Below are 17,813 nucleotides of genomic sequence, written 5' to 3'. Positions count from 1 at the left end.
TAAATTCACTTTTAAAAAGCAATTATAATATACTTTGTGCGTGGTTAAGATAGCTCTGGAATAGTATAAAGAACTATGTCATCATTGAAGAGAAACTCATCTGTTGCTGTGTACTCTTTATTAATTTTATAAGAATCATAAACATCGTAATCTGCTTTTGTATGGTAATCACAATATTGAAACTTACCCTCTTTATTGAAAGAGCCAAATTGATCAATTAATGTAGCCATTTTCTTACCTTTTCCACTTTTTGTTAATTCAAATATATCAGCTGGGCAGTGGCCTGAAGAATCTTGATTAGTAGTTCCTTTCACAATAAAAAACGATGGTTTATCGTTAAGTAACTTGCAGAAATCTGGCTTATATTCCTTTTTCATACAGTTTAAACTTATATATTGATATTTATTTGGAACATTTGAGTATTGAGAATCGTACTTTTTATGTTCAAAAAACTTATTACCTAAGAAATTACAAAACGTTAATTTATAATCATCATTATTACTAGACTTAACGACTTTAAGGTAATGAAAGTCTCTAGGAATTTTTATCTCTTCTTCTGTAACGTGATTATGTATGACCAATTGGTCATCAAGCATGCAGTAACCTATTTTCGGTAAAGTAGCTACGAGCTTACCGTTTAACATGATATCTGCTTGATAGATATTATCCGATAACTTCTCTCCTTGCTGCAAAGTAAAATTCTGCTCTGCCTTAGCTGGTGCACTGCATTGCTCAGTTTTAGTTAAGTTTTTTATTATTGTTGATATCTCACTAATTTCTAATATATCATGTTCATTTTTTGTGTATTGATACTTATAGCAACTACCATCTTCACATACTGGAAGACATTTTCCTTCTTCATCTGATATATAGATATAATCACCTTCTATTGTAAAATAAAGTCCACCTTTTTCTTCTTGAATTTTTTGTAGTACTGGGTCATTTTCATCGTTAAAATTGATAAAATTGAGTACTCCAGTTATATCTCTACCAGACAATTTGAGGCCAAAGTTAGGACTATCTTTTATGTTGTAAAGCGAAATCAAGATAGGTTTTGATTCAAGCTTTTCTATAATATTGTTTCTATTTGTACTTATTATAGCTTCTTGTTCTACAATAAGATCCTCTTTAATAGAGTTTCCACTTTCATCAGATCTTTCTGCCTGCAGGGGTAAGTTTCCTTCATATAAAGATATTTTATCTCCCTGCTTCTTTAACTTTAAACCATTAATATCCTCTACTTTAATTGTACCAATATGTGAATGGATAACCTTACTATTTTTGTTTAATATATAATATTCAGCAGGAAGTTTAATCAATTTTTTATAGAGCGGGTTTTTATCCTCTATTTTAAATATATGTTTTTCCATGATATTACCTTAAATAACCGACAACTTGCTGATTAATAGCACTGAGGCTACTAGGAGGAGAGACATAACTCATAAAACTCCTTGGCTGCTCATTATTTGCCACTATTTTTTCAGTATTAACGAAAGCTCTTTGCTGCTCATTGTCTTTTAATCTTTTTTCCATATGATCTTTAAAAGTAAACAAACATTTACTAGTTTGTTTGTAATTAGGGAGTGATTTTTTTGCAGTTATACACAAGAACTTCAACAACTCATTATGATTTTCATCATTAAGTAATGACTTATTGATAATGGTTGACTGCAGTTCCACTGGATCAAAATTTAGACTTTTCTTTGAAATGCCACATTTCACAGCTGTTGCTCCCAATACTTCTTCAAATTTTGTTACAACATCTGCTGCATCTATTATTTTTGCCACTTCCTGTATTTCATTTTTGTTATCTAAGTGAGGAAAGTCACCTCTCCCCACTCGACTTCAAAACCGGACTTGATAGTTTCCCATCATCCGGCTTCTCTCTAATTTGGCGCTTTTCATGCATACTCCCATGTAATTCGTCGTGACAATGCCCATGCAACAAGGATAAATTTTTGCTCATATTATTACGTCTATTCCGGTCTTTATGGTGTATCTCTAGGATATCATCATTTTTGAACCAAAGTTGACATTGATCACATTTACCTTGTTGCAACTTCATTAATTTTATTACTCGTGGTGATTTTCCTGGAACTTTACTTAAGCGATTTGCCCAATATAACCAATCTCCGTCATATAAAGATCTAGATCCTTTCACTTTGATATGCCTTCTTATGGCATGATCTACGTGCCTAACAAGCAGTAAATTGTTATTCGTCATAAATCTCCAATTATCGTTATCTTTCTTTCGAAAGTATTTTCTCTTAATCCAATGCTTCCCTTTGTTACAGTGTCTAAAGACTGCCCATTTCCAAAGCTTTCCATGCATATCATGATCTAAAGAACTAAATACTTTATGTGACACTACCGAAGAGTAATACTGACTCCATCCTCTAATAACTGGATTAAGGTTTTTAATTACTGCTTCTTGAGGTGCTGCACGCATTTCTTTAAGTTTTTGCTTAATGATTTTAGCATGTTGTTTTATAGAGAGGCGACTTGGTTTAATTAATAATTTATAACCTTTCTTACTTTGTTTTGTTAAGTATTGTCGTATTGTGAACCCAAGAAAATCAAAACCTGGTATTTGTCCTCCATAAGTTTTTAACGTATGAGATATTTTTGTCTTTGATGGCTTTAACTCTAATCCAATGGTATTTAACCATCTTTCCGTTAGATTTTTTGCCTTAAAAACAATTTCCTCATTTTCATGGAGAATCACACAATCATCTGCATAAGTAATCACACTTAGTGATTGACCAGCATGTTTATGTGAAGCTTTACCATATTTTTTCTTTTGATAATCAAATAGTTCCTTTCTCAATGCCATTTTTAGGTAATATTCTAACCCATGTAGAGCTATACTTGCTAACAAAGGTGAAATAGTTCCGCCTTGTACTGTACCACTCTTTGTGGGTCTAAACGCTTTACCTTCCATAACTCCTGCTTTTAGCCACCTTTTTATAACTTTAGTTAATGTTGGTGTGGTGTTAAGCTTTTTTTGTAATGCATTATGGTTGATGTTATCAAAGCACCCTGAAATATCTGCATCCAGTAAAAATGCTGTTTTCTGTTTTAGTGCTATGAATATAGCTTCAATGGCATCATGACACGACCTACCAGACCTAAAACCATATGTGTTTGGCTCAAATTTTGCTTCCCACTCCGGTTCTATCACCATTTTTACAAGTGTTTGTTTTGCTCGATCTGATATTGTAGGAATACCAAGCGGGCGATACTCCGATGGCTTACCAGGTTTTGGAATCCAAACTCGTCTCGATGGTTTTGCTTTTTCTCTTATATCCAAAGAATATACTAATTGTAACCTTTCTTTTTGATTAAGATTCGCTTTTCCATCTATACCTGCAGTCTTTTTTCCTCTGTTATCCTGAGTTACCTTTCTAACAGCGAGCGTTCTTGCACTTGTTGATCTGAGTAACAATCTCTGAAGATTATGCATCTTTTTGATATCATTACATTGTGAAGCTCGGTAAATTCGTTTTTGTAGCTTAAATGAAGATTTCTCCAGCTTGCGCCAAGGAATTTCATTCCATTCATACCTAACATTTTGTTGGCTCATAACATATTCACTACTATTCACAACTTTACCTTCCAAACTACAGTGTCTACGTTTGCATATCCTAAACATTACCTTAGGCATTAGCTTCTTAGACAATCCCTCTACATAGGAGCATTCGGCTGGCTACCTTCTTAGTTATCCTTTTGAAAATAAAGAATAATAAGAGCTTCTATGTAGTTACTCCGTTCCATAAAATCGTTTCTCGTTAAACTTAGGCTCTTACTATCTGCCGGAAGATTGGAAGCATCTTAATCAGGAAAAGCCGATCCTAATTACCCGTTTCTTCATACCTTTTGGTATATGCGTATTCAACCTTATTTCGCATATTCGAATTAACGACAGTTCAAACATAAGTTTCTTTTCGTAGCCATATCTAACTCTTCTCGAGAGGATTTATCATAAGGTTTGATATTACTCCCTTTTGATCCATGCTTACACCATGAGAATTTGCCACTTTCTTAAGGTGTGGATCATGATTTTACCCAGATGCTATGGGAGATGGAATTTAACCATCACGACATTTATGACCTTCGGGCCGCACAGCTTTTAATTCCTCAGGAATGATAAGTGTTACTTTACCATTTTCATACTCTACTTCACCGTTATGAAATTTAAGTGTGAACTCTAAAATAGCATCAACCCTGCATATTTCCCTATTTGTATCAAGTTCCCTGACAGGCATACTTGGACAATACTGAATATTGAGAGAACCTTGGCTATTATATACAATACTTATCTTTCTATCGTTGGCATGAGGCAAGCTTAGTTTATGCTTAGAGAATATAGGAGAGAGCTGCATTAACAAAGAGCCATCATACCCAGCCTGATTGCAACTAGTAATTAACTCTTCCAGTATATAGTCATTTGGAACTTCTGCTTTAGCATATTTAAAAATTTCCGTAAAAACATACTTTGCAAACAGACGTTTATCATCTCCCTCATTATATTTATCATATAACCCTTTAATGAAACTATTATCTATAGTGCGATCATTGATTACAAAAAAATCCGTTCTATATAGGTCTTGATAAGCTGTGTTACCAGACTTTACATCTTCATCATTCTCATTTGCCTTTACTTGACCCAGCAGAGATTGTGTTAGCTGAAATTCTAACGTAGTTACTGCACTAGATTTAGTATCAGAATTATTAACGCCAGATTCCTCTTGACTTTCATTACCTGAATCCTCAGAACGACGGCGCTCTTTTTCCTCTCGTTCTAAAATTTCAAACCCTTCTTCAGTTCCCGAATCCCTAGAATCTGATTTCTTTAAAATTTTGTTTGATTCCTGTGATACAAAATCTGAACCTAACATGTTTTTCCTCCTAATTAGTAGCTAAGCTAAGTGTAGCATTAAATGGCAATTTTGTCAACTTAGCAAGCATCTCTTCGTAGTCCACCAAGTTTTTATCTATTAACAATCAATATAATTATAATAAATTATTAAATGATAGACTACTATATTTATTACTTAGACTGACATTCTTCTGTCTGCATAACCTTTTTGACCTGATTATCCTCAATTAAGCTTTTAGGTCTACAGCAGTATGTAACTGTAGCTGCAATAAGACAACAAGCTGCAACTGCTATTCCTACCGCTAACATTTCCAAGTAAACTGCAACAGCCACCCCTGAAACAATACCGGCTATTGCAAGCGCAGAAGCAGCTACAACATACTTCTTTGTATTTTGTGGATTTTTTTTGAGGCCACTTTTGCTGCTTTGCTCATTAATTCTTGGCAATTCTGTTTTTGGCTGTCCATTTCCGTTAGCAACTTGTTCTACATGCTTAGTAGGTTGATTAACGTTAATATTATTATTAACATCTTCAATTTCAATCGAAAGAAGTTCATCTTCATCATCACTTGTTAATTCTACTCTTAAAGTACAAAGAACAGAATTACTAGAAACAGTACCATTAGCTGTTGCTTCAGCTTCCACTGTGTCAATTACAGATATTCTTGTTTCATGACCTTCTTCACTAATTTTTTCAAATGGAGAATTACTATTAGAGTCTGAGGAAGTTCCGGCAGAGCAATCACTTTTATTACCTTCAAGTTTAGAAAAATCATCATCTTCAGAACTCAGTGATGGTGAATCTGATTCACGTTCTTTAACCTTTTCCACAGGAATTTGTTGACCACTTGCATTAGCTTCTACATCATTGCCTACTGATGATGCATCAATGTGCTCGAGCTCGTTTTTAAGCAATGCTATTATTTGTGCAAGATCCTCTTTCTGCTTACCCTCTCCCAAGCTTGTCATCTTGTCATTTGCTTGACTCAAGAGCTTCTGTAAAGTGGATTTATATACACTATCATCTAATTTCTTTAATAAATCTATCATAGTATCACGATTGATTCTATCGACAGCATCAGACAATTTTTCCCCTATAATTTTTTCATTTCCAGGCATTTTACCCTCCTCACAATTATTACCTATAGCTTCTTCTATTGAAGCCTCTTCATTATTCATAATATTCTCTACTTTATCAACAATGTTTCTTTGCGGCTGTTGATTATCAATATTTTTGGATTCTGGATCTTTTTTAATATTTAAATGCAAAGGTGTTTTATCATCTAAACCTTCAAGAAATTTTGTGATTTTTGATTCACTAGAAGATTTTTCCCTGTTTTCTTCCCTTACCAAATATAAACTTTTCGTTCCTACCAGATCTAAAGCTGTTTTGCCATCTCTATCTTTAATGTTGCAATCAGCTCCCTTGTTTACAAGTAATTTTACTATTTCGAATTTATCATGGTAAGCAGCCCAATGTAAAGCTGTTCTGCCATGCCTCTCATCTTGAACATCAACATTAGCACCATTTTTAATAAGCAAGCCGATTAATTCTAAATTATTACGTGCCACAGCCCAATGCAAAGGTGCATGCCCTGAATTGTCTATACTATTAATATCAGCAATTTTATGATTAATAATAGTCTTTGCTACATCTATAAAATCTTGTTGTATAGCATAGTGCAAAAATTTTTCTGACATATCAGAAACTCTAGACCTGGCTTCAGTATCTTTAAATTTATCTAATACCGCTTTCACGCATTCTTGATTACGAATAGACAACGCCCTTCGAAGTTTTTCACATATGCTATGCCAAGGTAGAATAGTACTTCGATTTTTTTCCAAATCTTCTAATAAAAGCTTAGTATAGCGCTGTCCACCAACACCAATAAGTAGCCTATCGAGCCCTTCATCTTGCGTAAATAATATACTTTTATGCGTTTCTGCATACCTTTCCACAAGTGTGTCATCAGCTGCAATGGCTAGTAGTGAAAGCTCTTTTACTGAATAATTATAATAACCATTTGTTTCATCATAGCTATTATTCAACAGCACATTGTGCATATGATCAGTCAAATTAAGCTGTTGAGAGCAAAAATCCTTCAAATTACCACAATTCAAATCAGTAATAAATCTATCGCTTTCCTCTATATTATTTATAGTTTTATCTAAATCTGCGTAATCACCATAATTTTTTGCTTTATTTATAACGTCTATTAATCCATCAAAGGTTAAATTTTCAGGGATAATGGTAAATTCTTCTTCATTATGCCTTGGTTCTATATTAATCTGATCTTGAGGCCAAAATAACTCTGTTGCTACAACTGCTGTAACTTCTGCAACACCTACCAATACATTCGCAACATTACCTAAAATGCCTGGATCAGTAACTACTTTGTTTGCTACTTCACTACTATCAGATGAACTCTCAGTAATAGACAAGTCTTCAGCAGCAAATGACTTAGGTCCTTCATTCATATTTTTCTCAAGAGTCTCTGTAATTCTATTATCCTCATCTTCGAAATGCCTATTTATTTCATCTAACAAACTTTTGCCATCAGCTTTGTAATTCTCTAATTGTTCAGGAATGGCAAATATTACTTTGCCGTTTTCATACTCTACCTTACTATCTCGAAACTTAAGGGTGAACTCTAAAATAGCATCAACCCTGCATATTTCTTTACCCAGTTGCTTAACCATACGCGTCAAGTTAAGAGATTGTGAGCAAATTTAGAGAGGTTAAAGTGGATACTCTAGCCCTTCTACGTTTGTCTTTTAATGAAAATAGCGACCAAGTTATAGTGAGTTTTTTAAGAAATGCTTTTAAACTATTAATTTTGGTTAATACTAAAAATAACTCTCTAACCCGCCTTTTTAGCTCAATAAATGCCTTTGTTAAGCTAAGTTCTGTATTCTTTTTCACTTCTGTGCAACCAACTATGCCGTGAAATATAAGAATTGCGCACAATTTAGCATATAGTTCACATAATACTCTGCATGGCTTTCCTTTTAGCTTATCAAGCCTGATATAGCTTTTATACAATTTAAATAATAACTCAATTTGCCACCTTACTCTGTAAATCGTTAATACTTGCTCAGCACTAATTTTATTTTCTGGAACATTAGTTATAAATATTGACCAGTTCAACAATTTTTGATTTCTTTTAGAGGATGTATATCCCTGCGATCTTGCTAATCTATTAGCTTTCCTTCTTCTGGCCATAGACTGTTCTTCAGTTAGTTTCTGACATATAATTCTTACTCTAATTTTTGCTTCTTTTCCTAACAATACCTCGTTTTCTAAAAATAACTTATCCTCTAAACATTCTAATAACTCCATTTTTTGATTTGTTTCTACATCATATATGTTGGTATCAGATTTATAACGACTTATGAAATAAGCTCCTATTTCATTGATTTGTTTAAAAGAACTTGGCACAAAATAACCGAGATCAGATATTAGCAAATCATTGCTTAATATATTACTTAAATGTTTCCTATATCCCTGGTCTGATCTTACCCCCTCCGTTAAATTAAGTTGGTCTATTATCTGATTCATGTAGTCGAAAACTAATTGTAACTTTATTCCAGACTTAGTATTGCTTTCATAGCCACTGTAGCTAGTACCATAACCTTTATACATCTCTTCCATACTGTTAGGTAGAGTAATATAGCTACTGTCCAATAATTTAACACTATTAAATTGCTGTAAGATTTTGCAATCAACTTGCAAGATATTTTTAAAGAGAATCACAGATTCATTATACATCCTTTTCATAAATTCCACTGCTTCTTCAGTAAATCTAAAATCCAAACCTTGTTTTGTTATATCTATCGAGTCCTCGTTTAGTAATTGACACATTGTTTCTACGCTACAATTATCAACTCCTATATTACCCAAGACCATGGCTTTTACGAATGATGAACCTTTTAGCTTTCTCTTTCTTTTTATAAACCTTGTTGTAATTGAGATTTTCTCTGCTTTTTCATTAAAAAATTCTTTGAGCTTTTTTGATAAGCAAGTTATTTTATTCATTGGTTCTCTCACTAAAAGTATATCTGGGAGAACTTATACCTTATTATTCTATCTCTTTCATACCTTTATTTCCTTAACTTGACGCGTATGGTAGTTTCTACAGGATCTAGATCACTATGTGTAGTGAATATATGATTGATATTAAATCCACTATCTTTCCACCTCCGTAAATCAATTCTTTCTAATTTTATTTTTATTCGTTCAACTATGTTGTTCTTGCTTAAACCTGAAGTATCATTTATTTCTTCAAGCATTTTTAGAAAATCATCAAGCGTCATAATCTCCACTACTTATTAAAATAACTTGGTTATTATGTTCTTTGACACAAAAATCAAGAACTTTTTATTTTCCTAAAAAATCATTTAAGTTATACTCCAAATCATGAAAGTCAGGCAAAATATTAAGTTTTTTTCTCTATCATTTGTGATTTTGTCTTCTCTATGGATTACATTGTCTGGTTATTTTGAGCCTTTTTTTATTCTCTGTGGAGTATTTTCTTCTGTGTTCACATTGATTATCTTTAAAAGGTTAATTGATGCTGAAAGTGCCCTTAGTCAAATTCTAAATGATAGTGGTAGGCTGTCACTTTATCAGCTTATAAGTTATATACCTTGGCTAATTTACCAAATTATTTTTTCAAGTATTTATGTAACAAAAAAGGTGCTACGATTCAAATCTACAGTTGAGCCAATTGTTATTGTAAGAGAATGCATAGGACATAATGATAAGACCATTGCATTATTTGCTAACTCGGTTACGATTACTCCTGGAACTTTAACTATCAATGTTGAAAAGAAGCAGAAAACATATTTATCTACCATATGTTTGATAGATAAAGATCTTGAAAGTGGCATTTCTGAAATAGAAGGTAAAGTCTTAAAAATGCTACACCTAGTTAAGTAATTGCTTTAAATAAGTTAACAGCGTCTCTGTATTCTCTTCTTAAGCTCTCAAGCATTTCTTTTGGAAGGCTATCAATAACAGTAGAACATAAATAATTGTACAAATCTTCTAGCCTTGATATGTTATTTTTCTTCTTGCTGTTGAATTTGTACGGAAAAATGCCCTCCATAATTTCAATATCAACAACCTTATTTAAAAATGCATTTTCACTTGTTATGCTTATTCTTGTAAGTATAGTATTAATTTCAGGTTCATTACTCGTATAAATATCTGATAATTCTGCCATTTTAATGACGTATAAAGTTACTACTTTTGATAAACAATTATCAGAATATTCACAATTTTTTATTACCTCCCACTGAGTAACCTGAGACTTGCTTGTTTTTGCATTGCTTGGTAATTTATTCATTGAATTTTCTCCATTTAATTCAGTGTAGTAAATTATACTAATACTTTGTTAAATAAATAATAACACAGCCATAAAAATATGCATTTATTTACCATAAATTGTATAATATTCCTAAAATTAAATGTTAAAGTTACTTCAAACTGAATGATTTCTTTAATTCCATATTATCCAGCAGTGTAAAATATTGCTACACAATAGTATTTATTCTAAAATAAACTTTCCTTTTGAGCTATTTTATTAATATCCATTCTTACGTCTGCACTAAAATGAAAAAGATAAAACTCGGAATACTAATTTCAGGTAGAGGATCAAACATGCAGGCTTTAATAGAAGCATGTCAAGATCAGAATTTCCCTGCTGAAACTGTGTGTGTTATCACAAATAATAGTGAAGCTGGAGGCCTTAAAATAGCAAAGCAAGCAGGAGTTTCAGCGTTTGTTGTTGAAGATAAGCCACTTGATACTGATAAAATTCATGAAATACTTGTTCAACATAAGGTTGATTTAATTTGCCTTGCAGGGTTTATGAGAATTATAAAGGCCAATTTCCTGAATAAATGGCATAACAAAGTTATAAATATCCATCCCTCTTTACTTCCGTCATTTAAGGGCCTAAATGCTCAGGAGCAAGCTCTGAAAGCGGGTGTAAAAATTACAGGATGTACTGTGCATTATGTTACTCCTGAAATTGATGCTGGAGCCATAATCGCTCAAGCTACTGTTCCAGTGTTACCAAATGATGATGTTCACAGTCTCTCAGAGCGCATTCTAGCTGAAGAGCATAAGTGTTATGTAAAAGCAGTAAGATCAATAGCAGAAGGTATTAACTATTGACCTTGAGCGTTTCTTCCAACTTCAACAAAAAATAAATTTTCAGGATTCAGTAAAGAACTTGCCAGCTTGTTTACTTTTTCCAATTGAACATCATTAATGATATTTGCATAATTATTTATATGGTTAATATCACGATCATCTATCTGCATACTATCCAGTAACGTTGCTATATTCGCATTATTGGATAGAAAAGAGAAGATAAGGTTATTTACTAAACTGGTTTTTGCATCCTTGAATAATTGTTCGTCAATTCCTTCCTCTTTTATTCTGCTAAATGTATCTTTTACTGCTGATATAGCTTTGCTAGCAGTGGAACTATCAGTACTCATAAATCCAGATATAATATTTCCATGCTTATTAGGAACATTACGTGCACTAACACCATAAGTAATACCTAGATTTTGTCTCAACTCTTTCATCAGTATTGAGTTTAGACTCATACTACCAAGCGCATTAATCAAAACACTAGCATTATAGTAATTAGGGTCTTCATATGCTATGCCTTTTTGAGCAAAAAGTATTACACTCTGTGGTATATCCATAAAAACGCTCTTACTTTCTGCAGGCCCAAATTCATTTTTTACAGATACCTTCCTAACTTTCGATCTTTTTGATGGTAACTTAGATAAATATTTATCGAGCAGCGTACTAACTTCTTCTTTTGTTGCACAACCAACAATACTAATAACGATATTATCCTTAGTAAAACTACGCTTTATGTATGTTAAAACATCGTCTCTAGTAATGCTCATTATAGTGTCTAGAGTTCCATATGGATCTCTTGAGTAAGGATGTTTTTTGAACAACAACGTATCCAACTCTTTTGCAGCAATAAAATAAGGATCTTTTTCAAAATTATTAAAGTTTACTTTGGCTTTTTCAAAAACTCTATTCAATCCTTCAGGATCAACTTTAGGACGCATTATAGCATCACTTAGTAGTGAAATTGCATCCTCTAGATTCTCAGATAAAGTGTTTAATGAAACCCTAAATGCTTCTAAACCAGCAGTAAAATTTAAACTAATTCCTTTATCCTCAAGCTTTTTTACAAAATCTTTGGCATCATTTTTTCCTGCTCCTTCTTGAATTACAAGAGAAGTAAACCAAGCAAGCCCCTGCTTTTCTGCACTTTCATACACGTAACCTGCATCTTTGAATGATATATTGAGTGAAACTTTTGGTAGATCACGGTTTTCAATAAACAAAAACTTAAGCCCTTTATTAGTAGTAACCTCCTCTATATTTAGGTAGCTGCTCGCCTGCAAATTAAAGACCAGACAGAAAAAAAGTAGAAATACAAGCTTACTTATTCTCATCATCATTACCTCCTTTTGGTAACAAACGGCCGACTAATTTATTAGTAGAAAAAATAGTACGAATTTTGTGATTTACATCTTTCAGATTGACATCATTAATTTTGCTATGTGAAATGTCTATTTCATCAAGTGGGATACCTAGTGCTAGACGTGGTATATAAAACATTGCTACACTAGTTAAATCAGATAGATTATCAAACCATACGCGTCAAGTTAAGAGATTGTGAGCAAATTTAGAGAGGTTAAAGTGGATACTCTAGCCCTTCTACGTTTGTCTTTTAATGAAAATAGCGACCAAGTTATAGTGAGTTTTTTAAGAAATGCTTTTAAACTATTAATTTTGGTTAATACTAAAAATAACTCTCTAACCCGCCTTTTTAGCTCAATAAATGCCTTTGTTAAGCTAAGTTCTGTATTCTTTTTCACTTCTGTGCAACCAACTATGCCGTGAAATATAAGAATTGCGCACAATTTAGCATATAGTTCACATAATACTCTGCATGGCTTTCCTTTTAGCTTATCAAGCCTGATATAGCTTTTATACAATTTAAATAATAACTCAATTTGCCACCTTACTCTGTAAATCGTTAATACTTGCTCAGCACTAATTTTATTTTCTGGAACATTAGTTATAAATATTGACCAGTTCAACAATTTTTGATTTCTTTTAGAGGATGTATATCCCTGCGATCTTGCTAATCTATTAGCTTTCCTTCTTCTGGCCATAGACTGTTCTTCAGTTAGTTTCTGACATATAATTCTTACTCTAATTTTTGCTTCTTTTCCTAACAATACCTCGTTTTCTAAAAATAACTTATCCTCTAAACATTCTAATAACTCCATTTTTTGATTTGTTTCTACATCATATATGTTGGTATCAGATTTATAACGACTTATGAAATAAGCTCCTATTTCATTGATTTGTTTAAAAGAACTTGGCACAAAATAACCGAGATCAGATATTAGCAAATCATTGCTTAATATATTACTTAAATGTTTCCTATATCCCTGGTCTGATCTTACCCCCTCCGTTAAATTAAGTTGGTCTATTATCTGATTCATGTAGTCGAAAACTAATTGTAACTTTATTCCAGACTTAGTATTGCTTTCATAGCCACTGTAGCTAGTACCATAACCTTTATACATCTCTTCCATACTGTTAGGTAGAGTAATATAGCTACTGTCCAATAATTTAACACTATTAAATTGCTGTAAGATTTTGCAATCAACTTGCAAGATATTTTTAAAGAGAATCACAGATTCATTATACATCCTTTTCATAAATTCCACTGCTTCTTCAGTAAATCTAAAATCCAAACCTTGTTTTGTTATATCTATCGAGTCCTCGTTTAGTAATTGACACATTGTTTCTACGCTACAATTATCAACTCCTATATTACCCAAGACCATGGCTTTTACGAATGATGAACCTTTTAGCTTTCTCTTTCTTTTTATAAACCTTGTTGTAATTGAGATTTTCTCTGCTTTTTCATTAAAAAATTCTTTGAGCTTTTTTGATAAGCAAGTTATTTTATTCATTGGTTCTCTCACTAAAAGTATATCTGGGAGAACTTATACCTTATTATTCTATCTCTTTCATACCTTTATTTCCTTAACTTGACGCGTATGATTGTTTGAACATTGTAATTTGCATAGTAGATAATGTCATTCCATCACTTGACAATGATTTATTATGCAGCTACTTGATTAAAATTAAGTTTCCTAAATCCCAGGCATTGTCTTTTATGTTAATAATTAATATACAACTAACGATACTTATCAAAAACGACAATAAAGAATTCAAAAAAAGCTAGAAATTCTGTAGAATTGACCATAACATATAGAAAAAAAGGAAGTGTATGATCACATCCTTCAATCTGATCATTAATTTGTAAACAAAATAGTTTTGCATTTTTTGATAAGATTAAGTAATATCAGCGTATTAGTTATACAATTAATAATTTTTATGGATGAGCGTAATCCTTGGAATCTTGGAAAGAAACCGTCAGGTCCAGGTAATGAAGATATTTTAAGTAAAGCTGTGTCTGATATAAGATGCTTTTTTAATGGCTTAACCAGAAATAGAGGGAAAAAACTTTATTTCATCATTTTCATTGTTTTGTTGTTTTATTTTTGTACTGGTTTCTATATTGTCCATCCGAGTGAGGAAGGTATAGAACTTACTTTTGGCAAATATTCCAATACAGAAACATCTGGTTTGCGTTATCACTTCCCCTACCCTATTGGCAAGGTTTTTAAAGTGAACGTTAAAGAAGTAAATCGTGAAGAAATTGGGATAAGCAGCTCTTATGGGCGAGATACAGATCGTGGTGAAGGAGTGATGCTTACCGGAGATGAGAACATAGTCAACGTTAACTTTGAGGTCCAATGGAGAGTCAGGGATGCTAAAGATTATTTATTCAAAGTACGGGATTATAAACCTGGTTTTAGCGTTAAAAATGCTGCTGAAAGTGCTATGAGAGAAATAATAGGTAAGAATACGATCTCTTTTGCACTCGAAGGTCAAGGCAGGGCTGAAATTTCCAGAGATACTAGAATTTTATTGCAACAGATTCTTGATGGATATCAAATGGGTATAGAGATTTTATCCGTTCAAATGAAAAAAATTGATCCACCAGAAAAGGTGATTAGCTCATTTAGGGATGTACAAAGTGCTCGCGCAGATAAGGAGCGTACCATAAACGAAGCATACGCTTACAGTAATGATATTATACCTCGTGCAAAAGGTGAAGCAATAAAGATAAAATTAGATGCAGAAGCATACGAGAATGAAATAATAAATGAAGCAAAAGGTAATGCAAATCGCTTTTTATCTCTTCATGAAGAATATAGACAAAATCCTTCTCTTGTTAAGAACCGTATCTATCTTGAAACTATGGAAAATATTTTTAGCAAGGTAGATAAGTTTGTTATAACAGACGATCTGAAAGGTATGTTCTCTTATTTACCCCTTACAAATCTAGGAAAATAGTCATGAGTAGTAATATTAAAATTGTTTTTGCTTTTGTATTTGTTGTGTTATTGATTGCATTATCTAATTCAATCTTCGTTGTTCAAGAAACAAAACAAGCAATAGTTATACAACTCGGTAAAGTCGTAAAAGATGTTAGGGACAGTGGTTTATATTTTAAATTGCCATTTATAAATAACGTAGAATTTCTTGATAAGAGAATTTTAGATTTAAGTCCTGATAAAACTCCAAGGGAAGTGATAACTGCAGATCAAAAGCGTATTATAGTAGATGCTTATGCAAAATATAAAATAATAGATCCTATTACTTTTTATCAAACTGTGAAAAATGAATCAGGGCTAGTTAGAAGATTATATCCTGTCATAGAAGCTCACATAAGGGAGAATATAGGAAGATTTTCATTAATTAGTTTGTTGAATGAAAAGAGATCAGAAGTGATGCAATTAATTCAACGTGGAGTTTATTCTGAAGCTGGAAAATTTGGCATAGAGATAATAGATGTAAGAATTAAGAGAGCAGATCTACCAGAAGAAAATAGTTCTGCAATATTCCGCCGCATGCAAACTGAAAGAGAAAAGGAAGCAAAAGAAATTAGAGCAGAAGGAGAACAAGCTGGACAAGAAATTAGATCAAAAGCTGATAAATTAAAAAGGGGAATTGTCTCTAGTGCAGTAAAAGAATCACATGAAATAAGAGGCCGTGGTTATGCTGAAGCAACTAGAATCTATAATGAGGCATTCAAGGTTGATGAAGAGTTTTTTAACTTTTATCGCTCTATGAAAGCTTACAGTAAATCATTTGCTGAGGGTAATACTAAATTTGTGCTTTCACCAAATAATAATTTCTTAGATATTTTGAACAAGGGATGGAAATAGTTTATGAAAAGTAAAGCATTTATTTTATCTATATTTGCATATTTTTTAATTTCATTTTCTTCATATGCTAATCTGTTTGCAAAAACAGTTGCAGATCCTGTATGTAGTTGTAATAAAGGGCTTGCTGATATAGTGGAAGAACTTATTCCCGCAGTTGTAAATATTTCAAGTGAGCAAATAGTTAAGCAAGAAAATAACAGTAGAACTAAAATTCCCTTTACGCCAAGAAATAATTTCTTTGATGACTTTAGAGAATTTTTCGAGCATTTTGATCAATTTTTCGATAGAGCTCCTAGCATTAATAGAGAAGTGACGTTACTTGGGTCTGGATTTATTATAGATAAAAGTGGAACCATAGTAACCAACTATCACGTTATTAAAAATGCCCAAGATATTACAGTTACTATGAACGATAATACTTATTTCAAAGCAGAAGTTTTAGGCTATGATGCAAAAACTGATCTTGCTGTGCTTAAGATTAATTCTGATAAAGATCTTCCTTGTGTTGAATTTGGTAATTCTGACAAAGCAAGAGTTGGTGATACAGTTATTGCAATAGGCAACCCTTTTGGTTTGGGTGGCTCTGTAAGTACAGGGATTGTGTCTGCAAGATCTAGAGACATTAGTATTGGTACTATGAATGAATTTATTCAAACTGATGCTGCAATTAATAGAGGTAACTCAGGGGGACCACTATTTCATCTAAATGGAAAAGTTATAGGTATTAATACTGCTATTTATTCCCCATCTGAGTCTGGCGGTAACGTGGGTATAGGCTTTGCTATACCATCTAATCTAGCTATTTCAATTATTGACACATTAAAAAGTGGTAAAAAAATAAAACATGGTTGGCTTGGCGTGCAAGTTCAGCCTATAACAAAAGAATTTGCTGAATCCTTGAGTTTAAAAGATATCAAAGGTGCATTAGTTGCAAGCGTAGTAAAGGGCAGTCCTGCAGAGAAAGGAGGAATCAAAGTAGGTGATATACTATTAGAGTTTGACGGCAAAAAAATTGATAGAATGACGCAATTACCTCATATGGTTTCACGAACTGAGCCCGGAAAGAAAGTACAGGTTAAGTTACTTAGAAAAGGTAAAGAAGTCAATATCAAGGTTGCAATCGAGGAATCTGCAAACGATGATTCAGGTAATAATCAAGAAGAAAATAAATCAACATCTAGTTATATAAGTGGTTTAACCGTTTCAAATTTGCCAAAAGAACTAAAAAACAATGCACCCACAAAGGGTGTAGTAGTTACTAGTGTAGATAGTAGTAGTAATTCTACACTACGTGCTATTAAGAAAGGTGATATAATTATTCAACTAGATGGAATCGATATTGAAAATACTAATGATTTTCAAAAACAAATTGATTCAGCAGTAAAGAAAGACGGCAAAGATTCAGTAATGTTGCTTATTTACCGCAATGGAAACCAGTTTTTTACTTCAATCAAATTGAAGAAGTAGCTATTTATCTAGCTGGTCATGAAAAAATTGCTTGACAAATTTAACTAGCTTCTTTACCCTAAGGGTGAGGGCTTTTATGTAGATTAATAAAATTTATCCCTAT

The 17,813-nt window shown here is 32.6% G+C and carries 15 protein-coding genes and 1 pseudogene; 5 read left to right on the top strand and 11 right to left on the bottom strand.

Annotation, left to right across the window (positions count from 1 at the left end):
* Nucleotides 1–44 precede the first annotated feature (44 nt).
* The 7 genes from M1L26_RS05915 to M1L26_RS05885 all read right to left on the bottom strand — a co-directional run bounded on the left by M1L26_RS05915 (nt 45) and on the right by M1L26_RS05885 (nt 9,193).
* A complete protein-coding gene (locus tag M1L26_RS05915) occupies nt 45–1,370 on the bottom strand; it encodes a hypothetical protein (RefSeq protein ID WP_250120137.1) in 1,326 nt (441 codons plus the stop codon).
* A gap of 4 nt (nt 1,371–1,374) precedes the next feature.
* The gene (locus M1L26_RS05910; RefSeq protein WP_250120136.1) at nt 1,375–1,839 is read right to left on the bottom strand and encodes a hypothetical protein; all 465 of its coding nucleotides are present in this window, start codon (nt 1,837–1,839) and stop codon (nt 1,375–1,377) included.
* Nucleotides 1,826–3,664, bottom strand: coding sequence for a group II intron reverse transcriptase/maturase (gene ltrA, locus M1L26_RS05905; protein WP_250120129.1), 1,839 nt, complete (start codon nt 3,662–3,664; stop codon nt 1,826–1,828). Before ltrA ends, M1L26_RS05910 begins: the two co-directional genes overlap by 14 nt.
* Nucleotides 3,665–4,088: 424 nt before the next feature.
* Nucleotides 4,089–4,898 carry a hypothetical protein gene (locus tag M1L26_RS05900; protein WP_250120135.1) on the bottom strand — a complete coding sequence of 270 codons (810 nt, stop codon included), beginning with the start codon at nt 4,896–4,898 and terminating at the stop codon, nt 4,089–4,091.
* A 152-nt stretch (nt 4,899–5,050) separates the two neighbouring features.
* A complete protein-coding gene (locus tag M1L26_RS05895; protein WP_250120134.1) occupies nt 5,051–7,579 on the bottom strand; it encodes an ankyrin repeat domain-containing protein in 2,529 nt (842 codons plus the stop codon).
* Between the two features lie 10 nt (nt 7,580–7,589).
* Nucleotides 7,590–8,915 (bottom strand): IS4 family transposase, encoded by a 1,326-nt coding sequence (locus tag M1L26_RS05890; protein ID WP_250120086.1) that lies wholly within the window; start codon nt 8,913–8,915, stop codon nt 7,590–7,592.
* A 65-nt stretch (nt 8,916–8,980) separates the two neighbouring features.
* Nucleotides 8,981–9,193, bottom strand: coding sequence for a hypothetical protein (locus M1L26_RS05885; RefSeq protein ID WP_250120133.1), 213 nt, complete (start codon nt 9,191–9,193; stop codon nt 8,981–8,983).
* Nucleotides 9,194–9,296: 103 nt separating this feature from the next.
* Here M1L26_RS05885 and M1L26_RS05880 point away from each other — a divergent pair, with 103 nt between their 5' ends.
* Complete coding sequence (locus M1L26_RS05880; RefSeq protein ID WP_006015458.1) at nt 9,297–9,818, top strand: Na+/H+ antiporter subunit E; 522 nt, start codon at nt 9,297–9,299, stop codon at nt 9,816–9,818.
* Here the strand turns inward: M1L26_RS05880 and M1L26_RS05875 are convergent.
* The gene (locus tag M1L26_RS05875) at nt 9,811–10,227 is read right to left on the bottom strand and encodes a hypothetical protein (RefSeq protein WP_007301944.1); all 417 of its coding nucleotides are present in this window, start codon (nt 10,225–10,227) and stop codon (nt 9,811–9,813) included. The two genes, M1L26_RS05880 and M1L26_RS05875, sit on opposite strands and share 8 nt — an antisense overlap.
* 266 nt (nt 10,228–10,493) lie before the next feature.
* Between M1L26_RS05875 and purN the strand changes: the two genes are divergently transcribed.
* Nucleotides 10,494–11,060 (top strand): phosphoribosylglycinamide formyltransferase, encoded by a 567-nt coding sequence (gene purN, locus M1L26_RS05870; protein WP_010402201.1) that lies wholly within the window; start codon nt 10,494–10,496, stop codon nt 11,058–11,060.
* On the opposite strand, the gene M1L26_RS05865 is transcribed toward purN, so the two are convergent.
* The 3 genes and pseudogenes from M1L26_RS05865 to M1L26_RS05855 form a co-directional block, all read right to left on the bottom strand.
* Nucleotides 11,054–12,376, bottom strand: coding sequence for a M16 family metallopeptidase (locus M1L26_RS05865; protein WP_250120438.1), 1,323 nt, complete (start codon nt 12,374–12,376; stop codon nt 11,054–11,056). The genes purN and M1L26_RS05865 overlap by 7 nt on opposite strands.
* Nucleotides 12,363–12,575 (bottom strand): annotated as a pseudogene (locus tag M1L26_RS05860) (insulinase family protein); the annotation flags it as partial. The gene M1L26_RS05865 and the pseudogene M1L26_RS05860, both read right to left, overlap by 14 nt.
* 14 nt (nt 12,576–12,589) lie before the next feature.
* Nucleotides 12,590–13,915 carry an IS4 family transposase gene (locus M1L26_RS05855; protein ID WP_250120086.1) on the bottom strand — a complete coding sequence of 442 codons (1,326 nt, stop codon included), beginning with the start codon at nt 13,913–13,915 and terminating at the stop codon, nt 12,590–12,592.
* Nucleotides 13,916–14,342: 427 nt separating this feature from the next.
* Here M1L26_RS05855 and hflK point away from each other — a divergent pair, with 427 nt between their 5' ends.
* The 3 genes from hflK to M1L26_RS05840 are packed head-to-tail and all read left to right on the top strand — an operon-like array spanning nt 14,343 to nt 17,710.
* On the top strand, nt 14,343–15,368 hold the full coding sequence (gene hflK / locus M1L26_RS05850; RefSeq protein WP_211907723.1) for an FtsH protease activity modulator HflK: 1,026 nt from the start codon (nt 14,343–14,345) through the stop codon (nt 15,366–15,368).
* Between the two features lie 2 nt (nt 15,369–15,370).
* Complete coding sequence (hflC, locus tag M1L26_RS05845; protein ID WP_211907722.1) at nt 15,371–16,243, top strand: protease modulator HflC; 873 nt, start codon at nt 15,371–15,373, stop codon at nt 16,241–16,243.
* A 3-nt stretch (nt 16,244–16,246) separates the two neighbouring features.
* Nucleotides 16,247–17,710, top strand: a complete 1,464-nt coding sequence (locus M1L26_RS05840) for a DegQ family serine endoprotease (protein WP_250120132.1) — start codon at nt 16,247–16,249, stop codon at nt 17,708–17,710.
* Nucleotides 17,711–17,813 lie beyond the last annotated feature (103 nt).

The organism is Wolbachia endosymbiont of Ostrinia scapulalis (assembly GCF_023559145.1).
Taxonomy (GTDB): Bacteria; Pseudomonadota; Alphaproteobacteria; order Rickettsiales; family Anaplasmataceae; genus Wolbachia.
The sequence above is the reverse complement of the archived record's forward strand: the minus strand, read 5'-3'. Positions and strand labels throughout refer to the sequence as shown.